Source organism: Rhodococcus sp. NPDC059969 (assembly GCF_042738325.1).
Taxonomy (GTDB): Bacteria; Actinomycetota; Actinomycetes; order Mycobacteriales; family Mycobacteriaceae; genus Rhodococcus_F.
Window position 1 is genome coordinate 216430 of sequence record NZ_JBHWUF010000008.1, and the last position, 21472, is coordinate 237901.

At 61.7% G+C, this 21472-nt stretch carries 18 protein-coding genes; 8 read left to right on the forward strand and 10 right to left on the reverse strand.

The window, feature by feature from the left end; genetic code table 11:
* Positions 1 to 107: 107 nt before the first annotated feature.
* Positions 108 to 1103 (reverse strand): Fe2+-enterobactin ABC transporter substrate-binding protein, encoded by a 996-nt coding sequence (fepB, locus tag ACFWAD_RS21950; RefSeq protein ID WP_378547645.1) that lies wholly within the window; start codon positions 1101 to 1103, stop codon positions 108 to 110.
* 66 nt (positions 1104 to 1169) lie between these two features.
* Here fepB and fes point away from each other — a divergent pair, with 66 nt between their 5' ends.
* Complete coding sequence (gene fes, locus ACFWAD_RS21955; protein WP_378547647.1) at positions 1170 to 2405, forward strand: enterochelin esterase; 1236 nt, start codon at positions 1170 to 1172, stop codon at positions 2403 to 2405.
* Positions 2406 to 2451: 46 nt separating this feature from the next.
* Here fes and ACFWAD_RS21960 read toward each other — a convergent pair whose 3' ends face one another.
* The 5 genes from ACFWAD_RS21960 to ACFWAD_RS21980 form a co-directional block, all read right to left on the reverse strand.
* The gene (locus ACFWAD_RS21960; RefSeq protein ID WP_378547649.1) at positions 2452 to 3840 is read right to left on the reverse strand and encodes a DUF1254 domain-containing protein; all 1389 of its coding nucleotides are present in this window, start codon (positions 3838 to 3840) and stop codon (positions 2452 to 2454) included.
* Positions 3841 to 3895: 55 nt separating this feature from the next.
* On the reverse strand, positions 3896 to 4309 hold the full coding sequence (locus ACFWAD_RS21965; protein ID WP_378547651.1) for an HIT family protein: 414 nt from the start codon (positions 4307 to 4309) through the stop codon (positions 3896 to 3898).
* A gap of 11 nt (positions 4310 to 4320) precedes the next feature.
* Positions 4321 to 5742, reverse strand: coding sequence for an adenylosuccinate lyase (purB, locus tag ACFWAD_RS21970; RefSeq protein WP_378535344.1), 1422 nt, complete (start codon positions 5740 to 5742; stop codon positions 4321 to 4323).
* A gap of 55 nt (positions 5743 to 5797) precedes the next feature.
* Positions 5798 to 6403, reverse strand: a complete 606-nt coding sequence (locus ACFWAD_RS21975) for a TetR/AcrR family transcriptional regulator (protein ID WP_003945736.1) — start codon at positions 6401 to 6403, stop codon at positions 5798 to 5800.
* 64 nt (positions 6404 to 6467) lie between these two features.
* The gene (locus ACFWAD_RS21980) at positions 6468 to 7628 is read right to left on the reverse strand and encodes a pyridoxal phosphate-dependent aminotransferase (protein WP_378535341.1); all 1161 of its coding nucleotides are present in this window, start codon (positions 7626 to 7628) and stop codon (positions 6468 to 6470) included.
* Between the two features lie 162 nt (positions 7629 to 7790).
* On the opposite strand from ACFWAD_RS21980, the gene ACFWAD_RS21985 reads away from it, so the two are divergent.
* From ACFWAD_RS21985 to ACFWAD_RS21995, 3 genes are read left to right on the forward strand one after another with little or no spacing between them, the layout of a single operon-like run.
* A complete protein-coding gene (locus tag ACFWAD_RS21985; RefSeq protein WP_378535338.1) occupies positions 7791 to 9401 on the forward strand; it encodes an ABC transporter substrate-binding protein in 1611 nt (536 codons plus the stop codon).
* A 54-nt stretch (positions 9402 to 9455) separates the two neighbouring features.
* Positions 9456 to 12824 (forward strand): serine hydrolase, encoded by a 3369-nt coding sequence (locus tag ACFWAD_RS21990; protein WP_378547653.1) that lies wholly within the window; start codon positions 9456 to 9458, stop codon positions 12822 to 12824.
* 2 nt (positions 12825 to 12826) lie between these two features.
* Entirely contained in the window at positions 12827 to 14242 is a 1416-nt protein-coding gene (locus tag ACFWAD_RS21995) for a serine hydrolase domain-containing protein (protein WP_378535334.1), read from the forward strand.
* A gap of 51 nt (positions 14243 to 14293) precedes the next feature.
* On the opposite strand, the gene ACFWAD_RS22000 is transcribed toward ACFWAD_RS21995, so the two are convergent.
* Positions 14294 to 15103 carry a hypothetical protein gene (locus ACFWAD_RS22000; protein WP_378547655.1) on the reverse strand — a complete coding sequence of 270 codons (810 nt, stop codon included), beginning with the start codon at positions 15101 to 15103 and terminating at the stop codon, positions 14294 to 14296.
* A gap of 82 nt (positions 15104 to 15185) precedes the next feature.
* Here ACFWAD_RS22000 and ACFWAD_RS22005 point away from each other — a divergent pair, with 82 nt between their 5' ends.
* Entirely contained in the window at positions 15186 to 16574 is a 1389-nt protein-coding gene (locus ACFWAD_RS22005; RefSeq protein WP_378547657.1) for a sensor histidine kinase, read from the forward strand.
* 3 nt (positions 16575 to 16577) lie between these two features.
* Here ACFWAD_RS22005 and ACFWAD_RS22010 read toward each other — a convergent pair whose 3' ends face one another.
* Positions 16578 to 17252 carry a response regulator transcription factor gene (locus tag ACFWAD_RS22010; protein ID WP_378547829.1) on the reverse strand — a complete coding sequence of 225 codons (675 nt, stop codon included), beginning with the start codon at positions 17250 to 17252 and terminating at the stop codon, positions 16578 to 16580.
* Positions 17253 to 17369: 117 nt separating this feature from the next.
* Here ACFWAD_RS22010 and ACFWAD_RS22015 point away from each other — a divergent pair, with 117 nt between their 5' ends.
* Both ACFWAD_RS22015 and ACFWAD_RS22020 read left to right on the forward strand, forming a co-directional pair.
* A complete protein-coding gene (locus ACFWAD_RS22015; RefSeq protein ID WP_378547660.1) occupies positions 17370 to 18176 on the forward strand; it encodes a phosphatase PAP2 family protein in 807 nt (268 codons plus the stop codon).
* The gene (locus ACFWAD_RS22020) at positions 18173 to 18823 is read left to right on the forward strand and encodes a DedA family protein (protein ID WP_378547663.1); all 651 of its coding nucleotides are present in this window, start codon (positions 18173 to 18175) and stop codon (positions 18821 to 18823) included. The genes ACFWAD_RS22015 and ACFWAD_RS22020 overlap by 4 nt, the downstream gene beginning before the upstream one ends.
* On the opposite strand, the gene ACFWAD_RS22025 is transcribed toward ACFWAD_RS22020, so the two are convergent.
* Positions 18824 to 19861 (reverse strand): ABC transporter substrate-binding protein, encoded by a 1038-nt coding sequence (locus tag ACFWAD_RS22025; RefSeq protein ID WP_378547666.1) that lies wholly within the window; start codon positions 19859 to 19861, stop codon positions 18824 to 18826.
* 147 nt (positions 19862 to 20008) lie between these two features.
* On the opposite strand from ACFWAD_RS22025, the gene ACFWAD_RS22030 reads away from it, so the two are divergent.
* Positions 20009 to 20464 carry a MarR family winged helix-turn-helix transcriptional regulator gene (locus ACFWAD_RS22030; RefSeq protein ID WP_378547669.1) on the forward strand — a complete coding sequence of 152 codons (456 nt, stop codon included), beginning with the start codon at positions 20009 to 20011 and terminating at the stop codon, positions 20462 to 20464.
* A 6-nt stretch (positions 20465 to 20470) separates the two neighbouring features.
* Here the strand turns inward: ACFWAD_RS22030 and ACFWAD_RS22035 are convergent, their stop codons facing one another.
* Positions 20471 to 21463 carry an ABC transporter substrate-binding protein gene (locus ACFWAD_RS22035; protein WP_378547672.1) on the reverse strand — a complete coding sequence of 331 codons (993 nt, stop codon included), beginning with the start codon at positions 21461 to 21463 and terminating at the stop codon, positions 20471 to 20473.
* Positions 21464 to 21472 lie beyond the last annotated feature (9 nt).

Sequence of the window (21472 nt, forward strand, 5' to 3'; positions counted from 1 at the left end):
GCATGCCCACACCACTTGGTCACACATTCGACGAACGTGAAGGGAATGTTCGATTCTCGGTTACTACCAAAGGACTAGTTCGGAGTGGAGGTACTAGTACTTATGGATCAGCTGAACTGCTCGACCAAGCGGTTCACCATATTGGTTGCACTGTAGTAATCGAGACGGAAGGTATCGAGTCCCACGGCATAGACATGATGATCACGAATCGCCGGATGCTGAGCCAACAGGGGAAGTCCCTCGACTGCTTTCACCGCACCGTCGTCGGCGCTGACCAAGATCAGGGTGTTGCCCGCGATTCCGTCGTAGAGATTCTCGGCCGAGACCTGGATGATGTCCTTACGCTTACCCATCGATTCACTGCTCTTCGCGGACTCTGGAATGTCGGCGACCGTGAAACCCATCGCCGTGAGCAACTTCGCCTGTCCGGACTCGTGCGTCCAGATATTGGCACCGCTGCCGTCCTCGTAGTAGACCAGCGCAGTGGTCGGCTGCGGGGGAAGAGTGATCTTGGCCTTGGCAGCCTCTACTGCGCTGTCGAACTTCGCGACCGTGGCCGCGGCGTTGTCTTCGAGACCTGTCGCTTCACCCAGCACGGCGGCTACTTCCTGCCAACTGCTTCCGCCGTAGTCCACCACGATTGTCGGAGCGATGGCCGTGAACTGTTCGTACAGATCGACGACGGAGTCGCCTCCCGTCGCCGAGACGACGATCAGGTCCGGGTTCTGAGCCAGAACGGATTCCGCATTCGCGCCGCCCATCGGCAGCACGGCAAGTCCGCGTTCCTCGGCTATGTCGCCCCACTGTGTGAACAACCCCTGCGCATCCGACACGTCGGTGTTCGGCCCTGTCGATGCGGTAGCCACCACCGGAGCGTCGATCGACAACAGCGTGCCTGTCAGCGTCACACTGGTCGAGACGATCCTCTCCGGCTTCGACGTAATCTCCACCGGCCCTTTCGGTGTCTCCACCGTGCGCGGCCAATTACCCTGCGATGCAGCCGAATCAGGATCGGAATCGGCATCCGCAGAACTACACCCGGCGAGAGCGAACCCTGCCACCAAGACTGCGGAGAGCACCTTCACGGTGCGCGATTTTTTCATTGTGACGCCCACTGGCGGACCACTCCTCGAATTCAAAAGCCCATCAAATTAGGTTAGGCTGTGCTCATGCTAACTCAGGCGGTGACTGAATTGTCCGCTACCCTCGCGGCCTCGCCCGACATCGAGACGTCCTGGAATCGGATAGTGCAACAAGGCACGCCGGTCATCGAAAGTGTTGATACACAGACTGTTCGCGTCACCTTCCTCTGGCGTCAGCCCGAGGAGACGGAGGTCGAGCGCGTCTACCTGGATGCAAATTCGCTGACCGACCATCACGCGGAACAACTGAGCGTCATGCAGCGGATCGACGACAGTCCGGTGTGGTTCTACACCGCCGAAGTCTCGAACACCTGGCGCAGCAGTTACAGCATCATCCCGGTACCGAAGTCCGTAGTCGACGAGTTCGACTATCCGGGAGCAGGCAAGGAGGACACGACCCGCCGTGCCCGCTGGTTAGGGCTGCTCGAACACCGCATTGCCGACCCACTCAATCCACTCTCCGCGGGCGTGGACACAAGGCGTTCCGTCGCCGAGATGCCCTCGGCGCCGGTCCAGTTCGGCTGGGATGCTCCGGCTTTCAGGAATTCCGTGCAGGTCGACTGGAACAGCTCGGCTTTGGGCGTCGAGCGGCCGGTGTGGATCTACGAGACCGTCGACGACGGATTGACGCCTCTCGAAGAACGTCCACTCGTGATACTTCTCGACGGGCGCCACTGGGCCGAGGTCATGCCTGCCGGCGCCGCCTTCGATCGTGCGGTCCAGACCGGCAAGCTGAAATCCTGCGTTCTGCTGGCCATCGATTCCGTTGACAATCAACGCCGTTCGCAAGAATTGCCGTGCAACCGCGAATACTGGAGCGCAGTCGTCCACGAACTACTCCCGCAAGTACGCGCCGTCACACCCTTCTCGTCTGATCGAACGCGAAACGTGGTCTCGGGGCAGAGCTTCGGCGGACTGGCCTCGATGTTCGCAGCACTCGAGTTTCCCGAACACTTCGCGCTGGTCGCCAGTGGGTCCGGTTCATTCTGGTGGCCGACCGGCTTGAAGCGCGGGGAGGACGGTCCGCCGGGTGGAGACATAGCCGCGCGCATCGAGCGCGACGGTGCACCGGACGGTTTACGCGTTGTCCTCGAAGTAGGTAAGCACGAGTCCGACATGGTCGGGCACAGCGCAGCCGTCGCCCAGGCGTTGGAGGCTGCCGGAGCGCAAGTGTCGTACCGAATTTTCGACGGTGGCCACGACTGGTTGTGCTGGCGCAGTGTTCTTCTGGACTCCGTCGTCGAACTGATCGGTAGTCCGTGAAATAGACAGGTGCGATCTCAGGGCATGTGATCTGGGTGCGTGCGATCTAGGCCGCCGTGATGTCACCCAGTTTCCACGTTCGATCGAAATAGGGTTCGAGAGGTCCGTAGAAGCGGAAATACGAGAACCAGTGCTGACCCGGAATGGTCTGAACCCAATTGGATTCCTTCCCTTCCGGAGCAGTCGGTCCATAGTAGAGATCTACCGAACCGTCCTCGTTGACAACAAGATCGGGATCCCGCGAGCCACGGTCGCCTCGCCCTTGTTCGTTGTCGATCAGGCACCGCGTGTCGATCGAGTAGACCGTCGCGGACCAGAACAACTTTGCCGGGACATCGGCAGGTACGTGGAGCGTGTAGCTGTTTCCGCCGTCCAACCAGTGGCCGTCGGCGTCGGAGTAACTACCCAGATATGCCTGACCGAGTCCAGGCGTCGTACTCTTCATCGCCTTGGAGAAGCTGACTGCCTCGTAGAACCACGACGCGCGTTCGTAGAACTCGTCGTAGTTGCCGCCTCGCTGAGCGGAATTGTCCAGAACAATCGCCAAGTCCCACTGACGATCCGGCCAGTAGCGCGACCCTGGGAAACGTTTGACAAACGCATTCGCCTGAGCGAACACCTCCCCCACTTCGACTGCCCGCTGCAAGATCTTCCGCAAGCGATCATTCGGGGCAAACGGTTTGCCCTTCTCCATCCCCAACTGCCGAAGCCACGCCATCGGGAACCGGTCGCGCTCTTCGACAGGTTCGTCCTGCACGATGTCGTGCAAAAGTTCCCAGTACCGAAGGTCCCGCGGCTGAATTCCGCTCCAGGGCTTGCCGTCCGGTGAGACCAGTCGTGTGGGAGTCGGATTCTCGCGATCGGAGTAGGGGTACACCCGGACAGCGTCGACCAACTCACCTGAGCGCACCGGGTCGGGATCGAGCGTGCGGAGGCCGAACATGATGTGCATCATCGGGGAGTGGACAACGGTGTATTCACCTGCGTCCTGGGCACTCTGGCCTGGGCCGACTACCAGGGTCTTGCCGCCATTGCCTGCATCGGGGCCCATCTCACCGAGCACCGCGAATTCTCGTTGCCAGAAATCTGCGATGCCCCCGGCGGTCGGCCCCGGCGGCAACTCGATCACCAACGGACCCGTTGTACCGAGATCGAAAAAATTCAAGATGTACGGCGTCGTCGCGTTGGCGGTGATCAGGCCTAGTCGGTCACGATAGGAGCGGTAGACGACGATATCGGACGCAGTTGCTCCGAAGATGTTGGTATGCACGTCCATCCACTGCGCCCAGGACACGATGGGGATGGCCCACAGGTAAGCCTGCACTGCTGTCTGGAAGTCGAGTTCGTCGAACACCGTTGCGATGTTTTCGCGAGCGGGAAGCTCTCCGTCTCTGGGGACAACTCCGGAGGAATACGTCAGTTCGATGTCGGCCATAACCAGATGGTGCGGGGAGAAACCTCGGCGCGAATCACCCGCACCGGGTGAACCGCTAGTTCAGTGCGTCGCGAATGACAGCAGCCGTGCTGTCGAGAATTGCCCGATTGGGTGTGCGAGGTAGTGTGCGCAGGCCGAAGCCGTCGCCGCGATTTCGCGGAATGACGTGTAGATGAACATGGAAGACTTCCTGCCCCGCAACTGCTCCGTCGGAGAGGTGCAGATTCACTCCGTCGATGGGGAGAGGCCCAGTACGCATCGCCGCGGCGATCTTCTGCGCGACCGCGAAGATCCTGGCACCGTCGTCGGCGTCGAGCGTGGACAATCCGCTGGCGTGACGCTTGGGCACGACCAGGAGATGACCGGACGTGAACGGTCGGATATCCATGAAGGCAAGGACATTCGCGTCGTCGTAGACGACGCTGGCCTCGGCCTCACCGGCGATGATGGAGCAGAAGATGCAGTTCATGGTCTCCGCCCTTACAGAATCGGCGACGGCGCGTATGCCGCAGCTTCGGGGTTGGCGTCGACAAGTTTCCGGACCTCGGCGACAACGGCGTCGACCTGAGCAGACGCGGCACCGACAAAGGCTGCCTTGTCGGCCAGAGCCTCGTCGAGTGCGGCGCGGTCGAGCGGCAGACGGTCGTCGGCGGCGAGGCGATCGAGCAGATCGGGCTCCTTGCCCTCTTCACGCATCGCGAGTGCAACTGCCACGGCGTTCTCCTTGATCGCCTCGTGTGCGGTCTCGCGTCCGACGCCGGCGCGCACGGCAGCCATCAGCACGCGCGTCGTGGCGAGGAACGGCAGGTACCGCGTCAGTTCCTTCTCGATGACGGCCGGGTAGGCACCCATCTCGATCAGCACGGTCAGGAAGGTCTCGAACATGCCGTCGATCGCGAAGAACGCGTCCGGTAGAGCGACGCGACGCACGACGGAGCAGAAGACGTCGCCCTCGTTCCACTGTGCACCCGCGAGCTCGGCTGCCATGGAGCCGTATCCGCGCAGGATCACCTGCAGTCCGTTGACGCGCTCGCACGAGCGGGTGTTCATCTTGTGCGGCATCGCCGAGCTGCCCACCTGGCCGGGCTGGAAGCCTTCGGTGACCAGCTCGTGGCCGGCCATCAGGCGGATCGTGTGTGCAAACGACGACGGTCCCGCGCCGACCTGGACGAGCGCGGAGATGACGTCGTGGTCGAGGGAACGCGGGTACACCTGGCCGACGCTGGTCAGTACGTGCGCGAATCCGAGGTGCTCGGCGACCTTCGCTTCGAGCTGATCGAGCTTGGCCGCATCGCCGTCGAGCAGATCGAGCATGTCCTGAGCGGTACCCATCGGGCCCTTGATCCCGCGCAGCGGGTAGCGGTCGATCAGCTGGCGCAGACGCGTCAGTGCTACCAGCAGCTCGTCGGCGGCCGAAGCGAAACGCTTGCCCAAGGTGGTGGCCTGAGCTGCGACGTTGTGTGAGCGTCCGGCCATAACGATGGACGAGTACTCGGCAGCGCGCTCACCCAGGCGGGCGGCGACGGCGATGCCGTGGTTGTAGACGTGTTCGAGTGAACGCACGATCTGCAGCTGCTCGACGTTCTCGGTGAGGTCACGGCTGGTCATGCCCTTGTGGACCTGCTCGTGACCGGCGAGTGCATTGAATTCCTCGATGCGTGCCTTCACGTCGTGTCGGGTGACCCGCTCGCGGTCCGCGATGGACTCGAGGTCGACGTTGTCGATGACGCGCTCGTAGTCGTCGATGGCGCCGGCCGGAATGTCGATGCCCAACTCTGCCTGCGCACGCAACACCGCCACCCACAATTGACGCTCGAGCACGATCTTGTACTCGGGAGACCACAGAGCAACAAGCTCGGGGCTGGCGTAACGGTTGGCAAGGACATTCGGGATGCGGCTCACGAGGCCTCAGTCTAACGGGGGCCAAGCAGTGCTGTTACCCCCGATAGTGACCGAGCTAGACCGGCGGCGCCATCACGTCGATCGATTCCAAGAGCATTCCCCTGGCCAACCCCCGTGGGTCCGGGTCGTACTCCCCCAGAGCCGTGATCATCGCGCCGTCGACCATCGCGACGAGACGACGCAGTTGCCCCTCGGGAGCCGAGCGGCCCGAGCGTCGAAGCGCATCGGTCAACAGGTCGTCGAGCTGGGCGCGTAGGCGCAACTGCACGTCACGAAGTGCGGGATGACGGGCACACGCGACGAATCGTTCGTAGCGCGAAATCAAACGCTCGCGGCTCTCCGGACGCTTCTCTTCATCGCCGAGCAGCAGTTCGACCAACAGTTCGACCGTTGATTCGGCGCCCCGCCGACGTTGGGTCACCGCAGCCACTCTGGCGCGCATTGCTTCCATGTCGGCGTTGCCGTTGAGCTCGACGGCGCACGCGATCAGATCGTCGAGTGAGTCGAAGTAGTACGTCGTCGAAGCCAGTGGAAGGTCGGCCCTGGTTGCCACCGCTCGGTGACGAACGGCGTCGAACCCGCCTTCCAGCAATAGTTCAGCAGCGGACGCCACCAGAGCTTGGCGACGTCGTTCGCCCTTGGGCGTAGCTGCAGAAGACACCACGACATCGTGCCAGCAGAGGGCACCTCCGCATGGCGAAACAGCTCGAAGACCCTGCTGTTTGTTACCCGAGCCACTTCTCGAGGCGAATCAGCGCCTCCTGGATGTCGGCTGTCGCGCCCGCGAACGAAAGTCTGACCATCCGGTTTCCGTGGACGGTGTCGAAATCGATTCCGGGCGCCAACGCGACCCCGGTATCTGTCAGCAACCGCGCACACCAAGCGGTGGCGCCCTCGTCGCCACACAGATGGCCGATATCCGCGTAGACGTAGAAGGCGCCGTCAGCAGGGGCCAACTCCGTGATGCCCAGTTTCGGCAGTCCGGTCAACAGCAGTTCACGATTGACGGCGTATCGCTGAACGTGCCCGTCCAACTCGACCTTCGCCTCGTCCGAGAACGCCTCGATCGCGGCGTACTGCGAGATCGCGGGCGGACACACCGTCATGTTCGACGCGAGTCTCTGCAGCGGGCGTCGCAGGTACGTCGGCACCAACATCCACCCGAGTCGCCAACCGGTCATCGAGAAGTACTTGGACACCGAGCCGATCACAACTGATTCGCGCGAGGTCTCCCAGGCGCTCGACGTGTGCTGATCGCCGTACCCGATGCCGTGGTAGATCTCGTCCGAGATCAGAAGGGTGCCGTGCTGCTCGCACCACGTCGCCAATGCAGCGAGCTCCTCGGGCGAGATCACCGTGCCCGTGGGATTTGCGGGGCTGGCGACGATCAGACCGGCAGGCGGCGACGGCAAAGCCTCGAGCATTTCCACCGTCGGCTGGTATCGAGTTGCCGGCCCGCAGTCGAGTTCGACGACGTTGCAGCCGAGAGCGGCAAGGGTATTGCGGTACGCGGGATATCCGGGGCGAGCAACCACCACGGTGTCGCCCTCGTCGAACGCGGCGAGGAAGAGCAAGGTGAACGCCCCGGACGAACCGGTCGTCACCACCACGTCTTCGGCGTCGACGGCGATTCCCGAGTGCTCACTGTGGTAGCGCGCAATAGCTTCGCGCAGCGGCAGGATCCCGAAAGTCTCGGTGTATCCGAGTAGTTCGGTGCCGAGAATCTCTCGCGTCGCACGTAGTACCGGTGCGGGAGCGGGCGTCGACGGTTGACCGGCAGCCAACGTCAGAACGTCACCATGTGTCCGCTGACGTTCGGTCGCGGCCTTCCATACATCCATGACATGGAAGGTCTGGATATCTGATCGACGAGATTCTGAGCGCACACTCCGACGGTAGCCGAACCGTGGTGCGGCAAGAAACGACGACCACCCATTGTGACGATCCGACAGATTCAGGCACTCAGCATGAGTCGATTCAACGAGACCTGGGCCACGTCACTCGCGCAACATTGATCAACGACATCCTTCGATCAAAAGGTGCATCAGATGAAAGCTCGCTCAGTGCCCACTGCGGCTCTGGTCACGATCGGCGTTCTCACGGTTGCCTCGTGCGGAAGCACCTCTGATCCTGGCGGCAATTCTTCCGGCGATTACGCGAAGGACGGCAGCTTCACGACGATCGTGAACACCGACCCCGGCAACCTTCATCCCCTGATCACCAATCTGACTGCCACGCAGGCGATCAACAGCTATACCAACGACTCGTTGTTGGCCATCGACCCCAAAACCCGCGCAGCCGGCCAGTATCTGGCCGAAAAATGGAGCGAGAACGGAACTTCGCTGAACTTCACCCTCAAAAAGGGGATCACGTGTGAAGACGGCACGACCTTCACTGCCCAGACCGCAGCGAACAACATCAACTGGGTCGTCGACAAGACCAACGGCTCGCCGTGGTTGGGAGCATCCGTACCCGAAACTGCGGTAGCAACCGCTGACGGTGACGAACTCACGATCAAGACAACGGAACCCGCGCCCTTCCTCCTCGAACGCATCGGCGCTCTCAAGTTGGCGTGCCAGGCAGCGCTCGACGACCCTGCCAGTGTTCGAGGCAGTAGCAACGGAACCGGACTGTTCAAAGTCACCGAAGTAGTGGCCAACGATCACGTCACCCTCGAACGCCGCGACGGATACAACTGGGGACCGAACGGCGAAACCACATCGGACACGCTCGGAGTGCCCAAGACGGTCACGATCAAGGTCGTGACCGACGCCGCGACGACGGCGAACCTGGTCCTCACCGGAACGGTCAACGCGGCCCCGGTTGCCGGCTCGGATATCGAACGTGTGGAAGCTTCCGGCCTTGAATCGATGACGTCCAACACCCTGAGCGGACAGTTCATCTTCAACCACAATGCGGCTCTCCCCACCAAGGACGAGGCCGTACGCACCGCACTGGTGCAGGCGATCGATCTCGACGATTACACAGACATCAACACCGGCGGCAAAGGCTCACGCGCTACGGCACTGGCAGTAGTCGATCCGCGGGCGTGCGACTTCGACAGCGTCACCGGTGTAGTTCCGAAGTTCGACATGGCCGCGGCGAAGAAGACTCTCGCGGACGCCGGTTGGAAGCCCGGATCCGACGGCGTCCTGACCAAGGACGGTCAAACGCTGCAATTGACGGTCATCTTTGCCAACTACCGCGACACCACTTCTGCAGCAGCAGAATACGCAATGAAGCAGTGGCAGGAGCTCGGCGCGAAGGTAGAGCTTCGCGGTGGTGACAACAACTTCATCATCTCCAACACATTCGCGGCAAAAGACCTGACGTCATGGTCGATCTCGATCGGACTGACCGTCCAGAGCGACACCCCCAGCATCTTCGTTCCGTACTTCGCCGGCCCCACTCCACCGTCGGGTGTCAACTTCGCATCGATCGACAATCCGAAGTACACCGAACTGGCAGCGAAGGCCTCGGTTCTGCCCGGGCAGGAATCCTGCTCGGTGTGGAAGGAAGCGGAACAAGCACTGTTCACCTCGTCCGACGTCATTCCGGTGTCCACATCGCCGAACTTCATGTTCTTCAACGGCGCGACGGCCCTGTATGCACCGATTGGCGGCACCCTGGCCGGCCCTGGCATCCGCGTTCTGAAATAAGCCGGAAGACAAAGCTTTACGTCTGCATCTATTTCTCCGATTCGAAGGATCTACATGACTGACCGTCCATTTGTTCTCGACGACCTCCACAGTGTGGTCACACCCACTGAGACCTCAATCTCTCCCGACGGCACCGTGGTCGTCTTCGTTCGCTCGGAAATTGTTGCCGGAAAGGCAACTACATCGCTCTGGGCGGTGTCCCGCGATTCCCAGGCTCGCCGCCTCACTGCGGGGCCCGCGGATTCGGCACCTCGGTTCTCTCCGGACGGAACCTCGATTGCCTTCCTCCGTAAGGTCGGAGACTCCGCGCAGTTGCACCTGATCCCGCTCGCCGGCGGCGAGGCCGAAACCCTCACCACAGCAGCATCACTCCCCCTCGGGGCCGGCGCAGCGGCCTGGAGCCCGCACGGAAAAGCCATTGCATTCGCCGCCGTGGTCTCACGTTCGGACTCCACCGACCCGAACGCGCCCATCGTCACCGACCGACTCGGATACAAGGTGGACGGTGCCGGTTGGCTCGGAACCTTCCGGCGCCACCTGCACACCGTCGAACTGGAAACGAAGGCAGTTCGACGCCTCACCGACGGTGATTGGAATGCAGACGTTCCGTCCTGGTCACCGGACGGCAAGGCTCTCGCCTTCACAGCGAATCTGGAACCGGACAGCGATCTGAACCTCACGTTCAGCGCCTACCGAATCCTCGTCGACGATCTGTCGGTTCCGCCGCAGCAACTCGGCCACGCCACCGGGGTGCAGGGCTCGACGCTCTGGCACCCGAACGGAGATTCGGTTGTCGCCATCGGCACTCCCGAGGTCCGTGTCGGAACTGCAGACCTGATCCGTCTGTCCGTCCCCGGCCCAATCGAGACACCGGTCGACGTCACCCTCACCGCTCATCTCGATCGCAACGTGATGCCCGGCGCACCCGGTTACCCCGGTGGCACACCGGCCCTGTCGAACACCGGCGACGAGATCGTGTTCTGCCTGCGCGATCGCGGATGGACGCATCTGTACGCCGTCGACATAGAAACCGGCACCTCCCGCTCCCTCGTCGCCAATCCCAACGAGGTCGTCGCGGCGCTCTCCGTTGCCCGTGATGCGCGCGTCGCCTCCGTCATCGTCACCACGCAGCAGTCCTTCGGTGAGGTCGCACTCGTCGATCTGGACAGCGGCGCCGTCACCACGCTGACAAGCTTCACCGCAGAAGCACTTCCCGAGGTGACCCTGTTTGCCGCCGAGGAACGCGAGTTCACCATCTCCGACGGCCGTACCGTGCACGGTTGGTTGCTGTCCGCTCCCGAAACCGATGGCGCCGCACCACTTCTGCTCGACATTCACGGTGGGCCGCACAACGCATGGACGGGCGTTGCCGACACCTATCACCCCGCCCACCAGGTTCTCGCAGCGCAGGGTTGGCGCATCTTGACCCTCAATCCACGTGGATCAGACGGGTACGGCGAGGACTTCATGTATGCCGTCAACGGCGCCTGGGGCACCTCGGACCAAGCTGACTTCCTCGAGCCGATCGATGCTCTTGTTGCCGAAGGACTTGTCGACGGGGACCGACTGGCGATCACCGGGTACAGCTACGGCGGATACAGCACCTGCCACCTCACCTCACAGACCGATCGCTTTGCCGCGGCTGTGGCCGGCGGGCTGATCTGCGATTTCAACGCCATGGCCGGAGTCTGCGATTTCGGTCCGCACCTCGCCTCACTGGCCACCGGAACGACTGTCCCCGAGAACTCCGCCAAACTCCTGGCTGCCTCGCCCCTCGCCTCCGTGAAGAACGTGGTGACTCCGACGCTGATCCTGCACGGAAAGTCGGACGAGCGGTGCCCGCTGGGTCAGGCCGAGGCCTGGTTCGCCGCGCTGCGCCAGAAGCACGTCCCCACCCGACTGGTGGCGTATCCCGGCGCGAGCCACGGTTTCCTCGTCAACGGCTCGATCGCACACCGAATCGACTACAGCACACGGCTCATCGAGTGGGTGAAGCGCTACACCTCGGCGAAGCTGCCCAAGACCGGCCTGGCCAACGCGTCTGCCGGAGCCGATGCATGGAAGCGTTCACTCGACGTACTCTGTGAGCGTTACGGCGTCACCGGTGCTCAATTCGGTATTCTCACACTCGATTCCAGCGGTAAGGAAATCACCCGTACGACGGTGGCTTCCGGCGTGATCAATGCAGACACCGGGGTCGAGGTCTCCACAGACTCCCTGTTCCAGATCGGATCCATCACCAAGGTGTGGACCGCGATGCTGGTCATGCAGCTGGTCGACGAGGGCTTGCTCGACCTGGACGCAACCGTTCGGTCGATCCTTCCCGACTTCGCGCTGCAAGACGAGGAAACAGCCGCCCGCATCACGGTTCGCGCACTTCTGAACCATCGCAACGGAATCGACGGTGACCTCTTCATCGACAAGGGTCGCGGAGACGACGTCGTCGAACGCTACGTCGAGGGCCTGCGCGACTTCCGTCAGGTTCATCCCCTCGAGGACGGCTTCGCGTACTCGAACTCCGCGTACGTCCTTGCAGCTCGTATCGTCGAGGTCCTTCGCGGAGGCATCTGGGACGACATCCTCAAGGAGCGGATCATCGATCCGCTCGGCCTCGAGCACACACTCACGTTGACCGGAGATGCTCCGAGATACTCTGTGGCAGCAGGACATACGGGAAACTCTGTCGTGATGCCCGTCTGGCCGATCACGCGCTCGATGGGGCCGGCCGGCTGCATCACTGCCAGCATCGGAGATCTACTCACGTTCGCCGAACTCGGACTCCTCGAAGGACAGAGCGTCGGCGGCGTGCGGATCGTGTCGGAGGAATCAGCCGCCGCGATGCGTACACCCGAAATCGACATCAGCGATCTGTTCCCGGACAAGTCGGGTTGGGGCTTGGGCTGGTTCCACGAAACCTGGTCGGGCGAAGAAATTTTCGGGCACGACGGCAGCACCATCGGGCAGCATGCCTATCTGCGTATCTTCCCCCGCCACAATGTCGCGATCGCGCTGCTGACCAGCGGCGGCAAAGCAGACGGCCTCTACCGCGATCTCTTCACCGAAGCCGCGGCCGCGTTGGTCGGACTCGAACCTCCGCAAGCCCTCGCCCCGAACCCCGCGAGTGTGGAGTCGATTCCGGATTCGGTTCTGGGTAAGTACAGCTCGGGCGGAATAGCAATCGAGTTCCGTCGCGGAGAGTCCGCTGACGAAGCCGTGATCACCGTCATCGGCGACGTCATCCCGAATCCCGAGGAAGACGAAACAGCTCCCAAGAAGCCTGCAGCGGTAGCCACTCTCGTACCGTCGCAGATCCCCGGAACCTGGACCACCCGTCAACCGGGAGCCGCCGGTTGGACGACGGTACGGCCGCACCGCGACGGCGTATACGTCGGATTCCGCTTCCTACCACGGGTTAACGCGTGACCATGACCGATACACATACGATTGCGGAAACACAGAACGCCGAAACACAGAACGCCAGCGAACTCGAGGAATCAAAGATGCAAGAACAGCTTCAAGAACTCGTCGATCAGTGGAGGGTCGAGGCAAACATCCCCGGCGTCTCGGTCGGTATCGTGCACGGTGACAAGGACATCGTCGTCACCAGTGGCATCGAAAGCGTCGAAACCCAGCTCCCGGTCACCGACAAGACGATGTTCATGATCGGCTCCACCACAAAGGTGTTCGCCGCAACAGCCGCGATGGCACTCGTCGAGGACGGACTGCTCGACCTCGACACCCCGGTGGTCGAGTACGTCCCCGAACTGACCTTCGCCGACGAAGAAGCCACCCGCACAGTCACGATGCGTCATCTCCTGACCCACACCGGCGGATTCACCGGCGACGCGGGCCTCTCGGCAGGCTGGGGCGAAGACGCCCTGGGACGCTCGGTTTCACGGCTGAACGAACTGCGACAAGAGTTCCCTGTCGGAGAAGTATTCTCCTACAGCAACTCCGGATTCGTTCTCGCCGGACATGTCGTGGCCAAGATCAGCGGACTGACCTTCGAAGAGCTGGTCAAGCAGCGTGTTCTGGACCCTCTGGAAATGAAGAATTCGGCGTTCCTGCCCTGGGACGTGATGACCCACCGGTTCGCACTCGGCCACTACATCCGCGACGGTGTGCCGTTCGTATCCAACGAAACCGGACTGGACCGCGGCATGATTCCCTGTGGTGGAATGTGGTCCTCGGTGCGAGACCAGCTCGTCTGGGCACGCTACGCGCTGTCGGGCGAACGCCCCGGAGAAGGACAACCACTCGACGAGTCCACTCGGTTGCTGATGCAGAAGCCGCAGCGTCCCGCAGCGATGATGTTCGAGGAAGTCGGCCTGGGATGGCTGCTGACTCGGTACGGAACCACGCAGGTAGTGCGGCACGGCGGAAACGTCAGCAATCTCCAGGTCTCCGAGTTCATGACGGTGCCCGAGAAGAACTTCGCCGTCACCGTGCTGACCAACGCACTCGGCGGCGGAATCGGCAAGAAGATCGTCGACTGGTCCATGGCCAATCTCACTGAACTACCCGCGCCGGCATCCCTCGACGTGGTCGAGCCCGAACCCGCTGCCGTCGATGCAGTCCTGGGCAAGTATCAGGCAGGCTCGCTGACGATGACCGTCGCCCCCGGTGACGAGGGAATCGGCATCCGGATGGGTAGCGCGCAGGACCTCGGCGAATACGAGGACATCGTCTGGCCGCCGGCGATCCCGATCGCCTTCGTCAACGACCATGACTTCGCTGCTCGCGCCGACACCACCCGGGCGTTGGGCCGCTTCGTCACCGACGAGACCGGTCGCGCCGTGATGCTCGAATTCGGCGGGCGTACCGCCAAGCGAGTGGCGTGATCCTGTAGGCGGGTGACGCGGTCCGAACAGGTGCGATCGATCTCTTCGGTCTCACCGGACCGCGTCACCCGTTTTTGCGTCTGCGGGCTGCCGACCATTGCTCGGTTCTGGCAGAACATCGACTTTGGTGACAGTGAGAAAGGCGACCAGCGCGACGATCACGATCGTGAAGACAATGCTCACCACCGTCGGCCCGAATCCCAATCCGCCCTCATCTCGGTCTTGGGTCAACAGGTCACCGATGGACGCCCCCAGCGGACGAGTGACAATGTATGCGATCCAAAATGCAAGTACAGCATTGAGTTTCAGGCCGAAGTGAGCGGCGGCCACTACGGCGATCACGACGCCGAACAACAACGCAGACTTCGCATACCCCAGGTCCACCTGTTCGGCAATCAAGTCTCCTGCCGCCGTTCCGAGTGAAAATGTGAACAGGATGGCGAACCAGTAGAACGCTTCGCGCTTCGGTGTGCGAATGCTGTGGATGGACAACGTCCGTTCACTGGCAAACCAGATCCCGAACGTAGCGGCCAGCGCAACCGCAAAGATTCCCGTACTCACTTCGAGCGGTACACCGAGATTGTCGGTCAGAATATCGGTGATGAGCGTTCCGACTACGCTGATCAGAACTACCACCAGCCAATAGATCCACGGTACATACTGTTTCCGCGTGAACTGGATGATCAGCGCGATGACCAAGAACACCGAAGTCAACGCAGCGGTGCCGATCAGCCCGATGCCGAGATCCGCGTCGAGTGAATCCGCGGCAGTCTCCCCCACTGTCGTTCCCAGAATCTTGATCAGCCAGAAGTACAGCGTGACCTCAGGGACCTTGCTCGCCATTTCACGCGTGAACGCCATGTCGGCCAGCGTGGCACGTGGATGTTGAAAGGAAGCTGAGAACGTTCGCCGCGGTTGCGCCCGAGAGTACAGACTGGACGTCATGGAGCATCTTGCGTCGTCGATTCTGCACCCGTCCCGGTGGAGCGTGCGCGCCCGTTCGACCGTGGCATCGACACTCGTGATCGCCTTCTGCCTGGTGATCGCCGGGCTTGCACTGGTTTTCGTGCTGGCGAACTCCCTGCATCTGTCCGCACTGAACAGCTCCGAAGCCCGTGCCACGCAGTTGGTCCAGCAGCTCAACGGAAAGAACCCGGCCGAGCTTGATCCTTCGCTTCTGTCCACCGACAGTCAGATCGGGATCGTGCAGATAGTCGACGCCGATCATCGAATAGCGGCGCAGTCTCCCGGAACCGAGAGCGGCCTACTGTCCGAACAGCTTCTCGGCCCCGACGAGTCGGACACCTTCGGAAGGGTCAAGAAGTCCGACGACGAGGACTACTGGCTGATCGGGCGAGGTGCTCAGACGCCGACCGGACCGGTCACCGTCTTCGTCGGCGCTGACCGTGAACCGGTTGAAACCGTAGTGACCACCGTTGCCGTTCTGCTGGCTATCGTCGGCCCCCTCGTGCTGGGGCTGGCTGCGTTTGCCACCTACCGCCTGGTCGGTTCGGCCCTCGCTCCCGTCGAACGCATACGCGCTCGGGTGGCCTCGATTTCGAGTGGGCGACAGGGTGAACGAGTGCCTGTCCCAGCTGGGAACGACGAGATAGCCCGGCTGGCAACAACAATGAACGACATGCTTGCACGCCTCGACGAAGGTGCACTGGCTCAGCAACGATTTGTCAGCGATGCCTCACACGAATTACGTAGTCCACTGTCCACGATCACGACGGCTCTCGAACTGGCACACCGACGCCCGGATCTCCTCGACGACGCGTTGATCGAAGACGCACTACTTCCCGAGGCGCGCCGCATGCGGCAGCTGATCGAAGATCTGTTGATTCTCGCGCGCTCGGACGAAAGCGAACTCGAAAAGATCGGTACCTCCGTCGATGTCGACCTGGACGACATCTTGTTCGCCGAGAAGAAGAGGATCGACGGTTTCTCCGAGGTTGCGGTCACCGCCACCGTGGCGCCGGTTCGCGTCTCCGGAGACCCCCGAGCGTTGACACGAATGGTGCGCAACCTGGTCGACAACGCAGTACGGCACACCGAGACCCTAGTGCATCTCGAGTGCTCCGAGGCAGGCCACGATGCCCATATCGTGATCGAGGATGACGGCCCCGGAATCCCTGCAGCAGAACGCGAACGAATCTTCGGGCGCTTCGTACGCCTCGATCAGCCACGGTCGAGGCAAGGAGGTGGGTCCGGACTTGGACTTGCCATCGCGTCGGAAATCGTTGCGGCGCATCGCGGAACGATCACCGTCAGCGAGAGAGCAGGTGGCGGAAGTCGATTCGAGGTGACAATTCCGGTGCCGAACGGATGAAGATCAGGCGGTGCCGACAAACCGGTACCCGACACCTCGGACGGTTTCGATGCTGTGAGTTCCGAACGGCAGGTCGACCTTCTTACGTAGGTAACCGATATAGACCTCGACGATGTTCTCGTCACCCTCGTAATTGGTGTCCCACACGGACCGAACGATCTCGGTCTTCGTGACCACAACTCCGTTGTTGCGCATCAAGAACTCGAGAACGCTGTACTCCCTTGGCGTCAAGGTCAATTCGTTTCCCGCTCGGCTGACCAGATGTTTAGCCGGGTCGAGAGACAGGTCGCCCACGGTGAGTATCGCCGGACGTTGCGGAGCGCCACGACGTACCAATGCGCGCAGCCGAGCGAGAAGCACGACAAACGAGAAAGGCTTGACCAGGTAGTCGTCGGCACCGAGGTCGAAAGCATCGGCGAGGTCGTATTCACCGTCCTTCGCCGACAGCATCAGGATCGGCGTCCAGATCTCCCGGGCGCGTAGGTCCCGAACGATGTCGTATCCGTGTTTGCCAGGCAACATGATGTCGAGGACGATCACGTCGAATTCCTCGCTGCTGGCCGTCGCGAATCCGTCGTCTCCGTTGTGCTCAACGGCGGCCACGAACCCCTCGGCGACTAATCCCCGCCGGATCGTCTCGGCCAGGCGTACTTCGTCTTCGACCACCAGTACTCGCACCACCGGCCCCGTTTCGTCGACACGCAGTTGTTCGGATGCATCCAGTAGAGCAGAGAGTTGGCCCAAGGCCGAGTTCCGTTCAGCGTTTCTTCAGCTTCGGATCGTCACACTGCATTCATGCCTGCAACTGTGTCGACCGTGCGAAACGTGGTTACCGAAGTCCTGACCGAGAGCACCACCGCGGAGATTGCGGTTGCCGCAATCGTGGTGGCCGCAGCGCTGTTCGCATTCGGTTCGATCTATCGGGCGTCCAGCGTTCGCTCGACAGTCCTCCGCGCTTGTGGACTCGTGCTGGCACTGGTGACGCTATCGATCCAGGTATATCGAAACGGGTGGTTGACAAGCCTCGACGGGCCGGTGACCGACTGGATGGTCGATCACCGGAGCGGCGCCCTTGATCAGATCGCAGTGGCAGTAACAGATCTCGGCAGCCCTGTCGCCACTGCACTGCTCGGGATCGCCTGCGGTGCACTCATCTCGTGGCGAGCACGCTCGGTGGTCCCGGGCTTGATCGTGGTCGGAACCGTCGGCGCCGCGGCGGTCGCCAGCACGGTAGTCAAAGCGCTTGTCGGTCGCGAACGTCCGCCGACCAACATCCAGGTGCTTCTCGAGACCGACCACTCGTTCCCGTCTGGTCACGTCACCGGGACCGCTGCACTGTTCGGCATCGTCGTCCTCGTTCTGAGCGCGCACCGCACACACGCCGTCAAGAGACTACTGATGCTCCTCGCCGTGACAGTCACAATCGTCGTAGCCCTGACTCGCCTGTATTTGGGAGTTCACTGGCTCACCGATGTCATCGCCGGGGCCATTCTCGCGACGCTTGCGGTCACCGCGGGCGGCGCCGTCTTCCGGTTCGTCGAAGGCCGCTCCAAGACGAACGACCGCACTTCCTCTGCCTCTCGCGATAGGGCGCTCGTATGACGCTCGCACTCACCAGCGGAATTCTGAACCCCGATACCCTGCTCTCCACGTTCGGTCTGATCGGTTTGCTTGGGGCGGTATTCATCGAAACCGGTCTTCTGTTCGGGTTTTTTCTTCCCGGCGATTCGCTCTTGTTCACAGCTGGTGTCCTCGTCGCACAGGAGCAGCCATTCGTTCCGCTATGGGTTCTCCTCGTGACCATCCCCATCGTCGCTGTGATCGGCGACCAATGCGGCTACCTTGTCGGACGCGCAGCGGGCCCTGCGGTTTTCGATCGACCTGGAGCCAAGCGGCTTGGTCCCGATCAACTTGCGCGGGCAGAAGCATTCTTCGAGAAGCACGGACCTCGTACCGTCGTCCTTGCGCGATTTGTTCCCGTCATCCGAACCATCACCCCAGTAATGGCGGGTACTTCACGGATGCCGTATCGAACCTTCCTGACATACAACGTCATCGGAGGACTCGCTTGGGGAGTTCTCGTTCCGGTACTCGGCTACATGCTCGGAGGAATCGAGTTCGTTCGCGCCCACATCGAAATTATCCTCATCGCTGTCGTCGTCGTCTCGATTCTGCCTATTGCTGTGAATTACTTGCGCTCTCTGCGAGTACCGACCATCCAGGCTGAACAAATCGAGATTCCCGAGTGATTACTGCCGCTGCAGTGAGCTCTGCAGAACTTTCAGCACTTCACGAGCCGCAGTCGGCCCGGTATTGAGGTAGAAGACGTCGTCGTCGACAGCAACGGCGTGGTTGGCAACAACACCATGTAGCTGCGCCCACAACGGCGCGTTCGTCAACGCCGCCGGGTCCCCGCCCTGCACTCCGTAGAAGATCCAATCAGCGTCCGCCACGTTCAACTCCTCCTCACTGATGTCTCGGGAGGTGTCGTCGAATTGCTGCGACTCCGGACGCGTCAGGCCGGCATCCTGGGCGATACTGCCGGTGAACGAAGGAATGCCGAAGATGCGCAGGCGATTTCCATTCTGCCGGGTGAACGACACCGTCGGCGGCGACGAGAGGGAAGCTCCGAGTTCTGCGGCATCCGCGTTGAAGGTATTCAGTAGTGCTGTCGCCTGCTGTGCCTTGCCTACTCCGTCCGCAACGAGCAGGAAGTCCTGCTTCCAGTAGACACCGGTCCCCTGCGTTGCCACGGTGGGTGCGATTGCCGAAAGCTGGTCGTACAGCGAATCAGCATCCTTCCCTGCAACATTCATCAAGATCAGGTCTGGATCGAGCTTGACGATCGCTTCGAAGTTCGGTGTGAAGCGCCCACCTGCGTCGACGACATCACTTAGCTGAGTTCGGAATTCGGGGTATGCGGCCAACAGGTACGGCGGCACCAGGTCCGCACCGTCACCACGGGTCGAACCTGCCGGCACGACACCGAGCGACAGGAGTGCATCGGCCTGTCCGGTCGAGATCACTACAACCTTCTCCGGCTGTGATTCGATCGTGGTGTCCCCTTTAAAGTGTGAGACGGTGCGGGGAAATTCGCCGTCCGACTTCCCGCTCCCCATGCCGGCGGGGACTTTTCGCGGAGCGACAAACGCAGAGTCCGACGGCGCCGACGCACTGATCTCAGGATCTGTGGTCGAAGCGTTCTCACTCGCGCAGCCACTGAGAGTCGCCACCAAGGCCAGTGCGCCGATCAGCAGCGCACTGCGTGACTTTATTCGAAAATTCATGATCGTGTCCCGTACGTCGTGAAGCATGGCTGCTTCATGTTCCGTCATGGTTAGGTGAGCCTACCCTTTAGAGAACTGTAAACTATATCTGTGCCAGATACAGTTTCAGGGCGTGGCTCACACGGGGCTGATCGCTACCCTGATCGCGTGCCCACAGCAGAAGAATCATCGAGATCACTCATCGCTGCGGCCTTCGAATTACGTCGAGCGCTGCGCGAATACATGGCTACGTCAGGCACCGACGCGACGTTGCCCGAGGCACAATCCGAAGTACTTCACGATGTTGCACACCATCCGGGCACTCGCATCGGGGCTGTCGCCGACCGTCTCTCCAGACGCCCGAACACCGTCAGCACACTGGTGCGCACACTCTCCGACAAAGATCTGATCGAGCGACGGCCCGATCCCACGGACGGCCGAGTGAGCACGCTTTACGTGAAGGACGAGCGAAGCGCGCGACGGGACCGTCGGTCCGAACTACGCATCGGTGTCCTCGCCGAAGAACTGGAGTCCCTCGACGAGGGCGACCTCGGCACATTGACCGCTGCCATCGGCATCCTCGACCGGGTCAATCGATCATTGCGAGATCACGCACCGCGGTGATGCTGCTCAGGTGACTTTCCCGCTCTTCTCGTAGACGTCGGCAAAACGCTTCATCTGCTCGGTGATGCCCGTCAGGCTGTACCCCGTACGAAGTTCGACCGACGCAACCTGGCCTGAAACCACAGCCGGAAGCCTGGTGAAAGTCGGCGAATTGAGCTCCGGTGCATCCGACCAAGTCGGCGGAATCAGGAGGAGATCAGCCGGAAAGACGCCCGGCTCTTCCCAACTCGCCGAAGCCCAGAAACCGTCCTCGCTGTCGAGCTTCGCAAATTCGACGCCCATCGTTTCGAGAATACTTCCGAGCGGAGTCCATCCCGGCACCGCGTAGTCAAGGCTCGACTCCAACGGAATCACGTATGCAACAGAGATATTCGACCGCGAAGTGGCCAAGTCGCGCACCCGGTCACCGAGTGCACTCAACTCTTCCCGCTTCGCCGCGTAGACCGGCGAGGCGTCGGTGCCGCCGATACCCTGGACCAACGAACTGAAGCTGTCCAGCGCCGCTTGCGCCCCGTCGGTGATCTTGACGCCGGCAATGGGAGCAACCTCTTCGACGCGAGCGATATCGTCACCCCAGATGCTGCCGAAGTTTCCACCGTTGTACGAACTCCAGATGTCGATGACGAGATCCGGGTCCACTGCCAGGAGTTTCTCGGCACTGATGTCTGTGTCGGTCTCGCTGACATGGGCGATTCCGCTGAAGTCGAATGCATTCAACGTGGATTCGTCGAGCCTGGAGAATCCGATGATGCCGACCGGAACGACGCCGTATTCGAGTAGCACCGGCGCGGTGTCCGCCGTCGCCACAATGCGTTCGGGGACCTTGTCGAGCGAAATCTGCTGCCCACGCGCATCTACATACGTCCACGCTTCACCGTCGGACTTCGTGTCGGTCGTCGAGGTGCCACACGCTGCCAGCACCGTCGAAAGTGCCACTGCCACAGCCATGAAGATGGCCCTGCTACCGCGTTGGGAACGCGGCGCAACAAAATCGTTCACTTCTGCCCC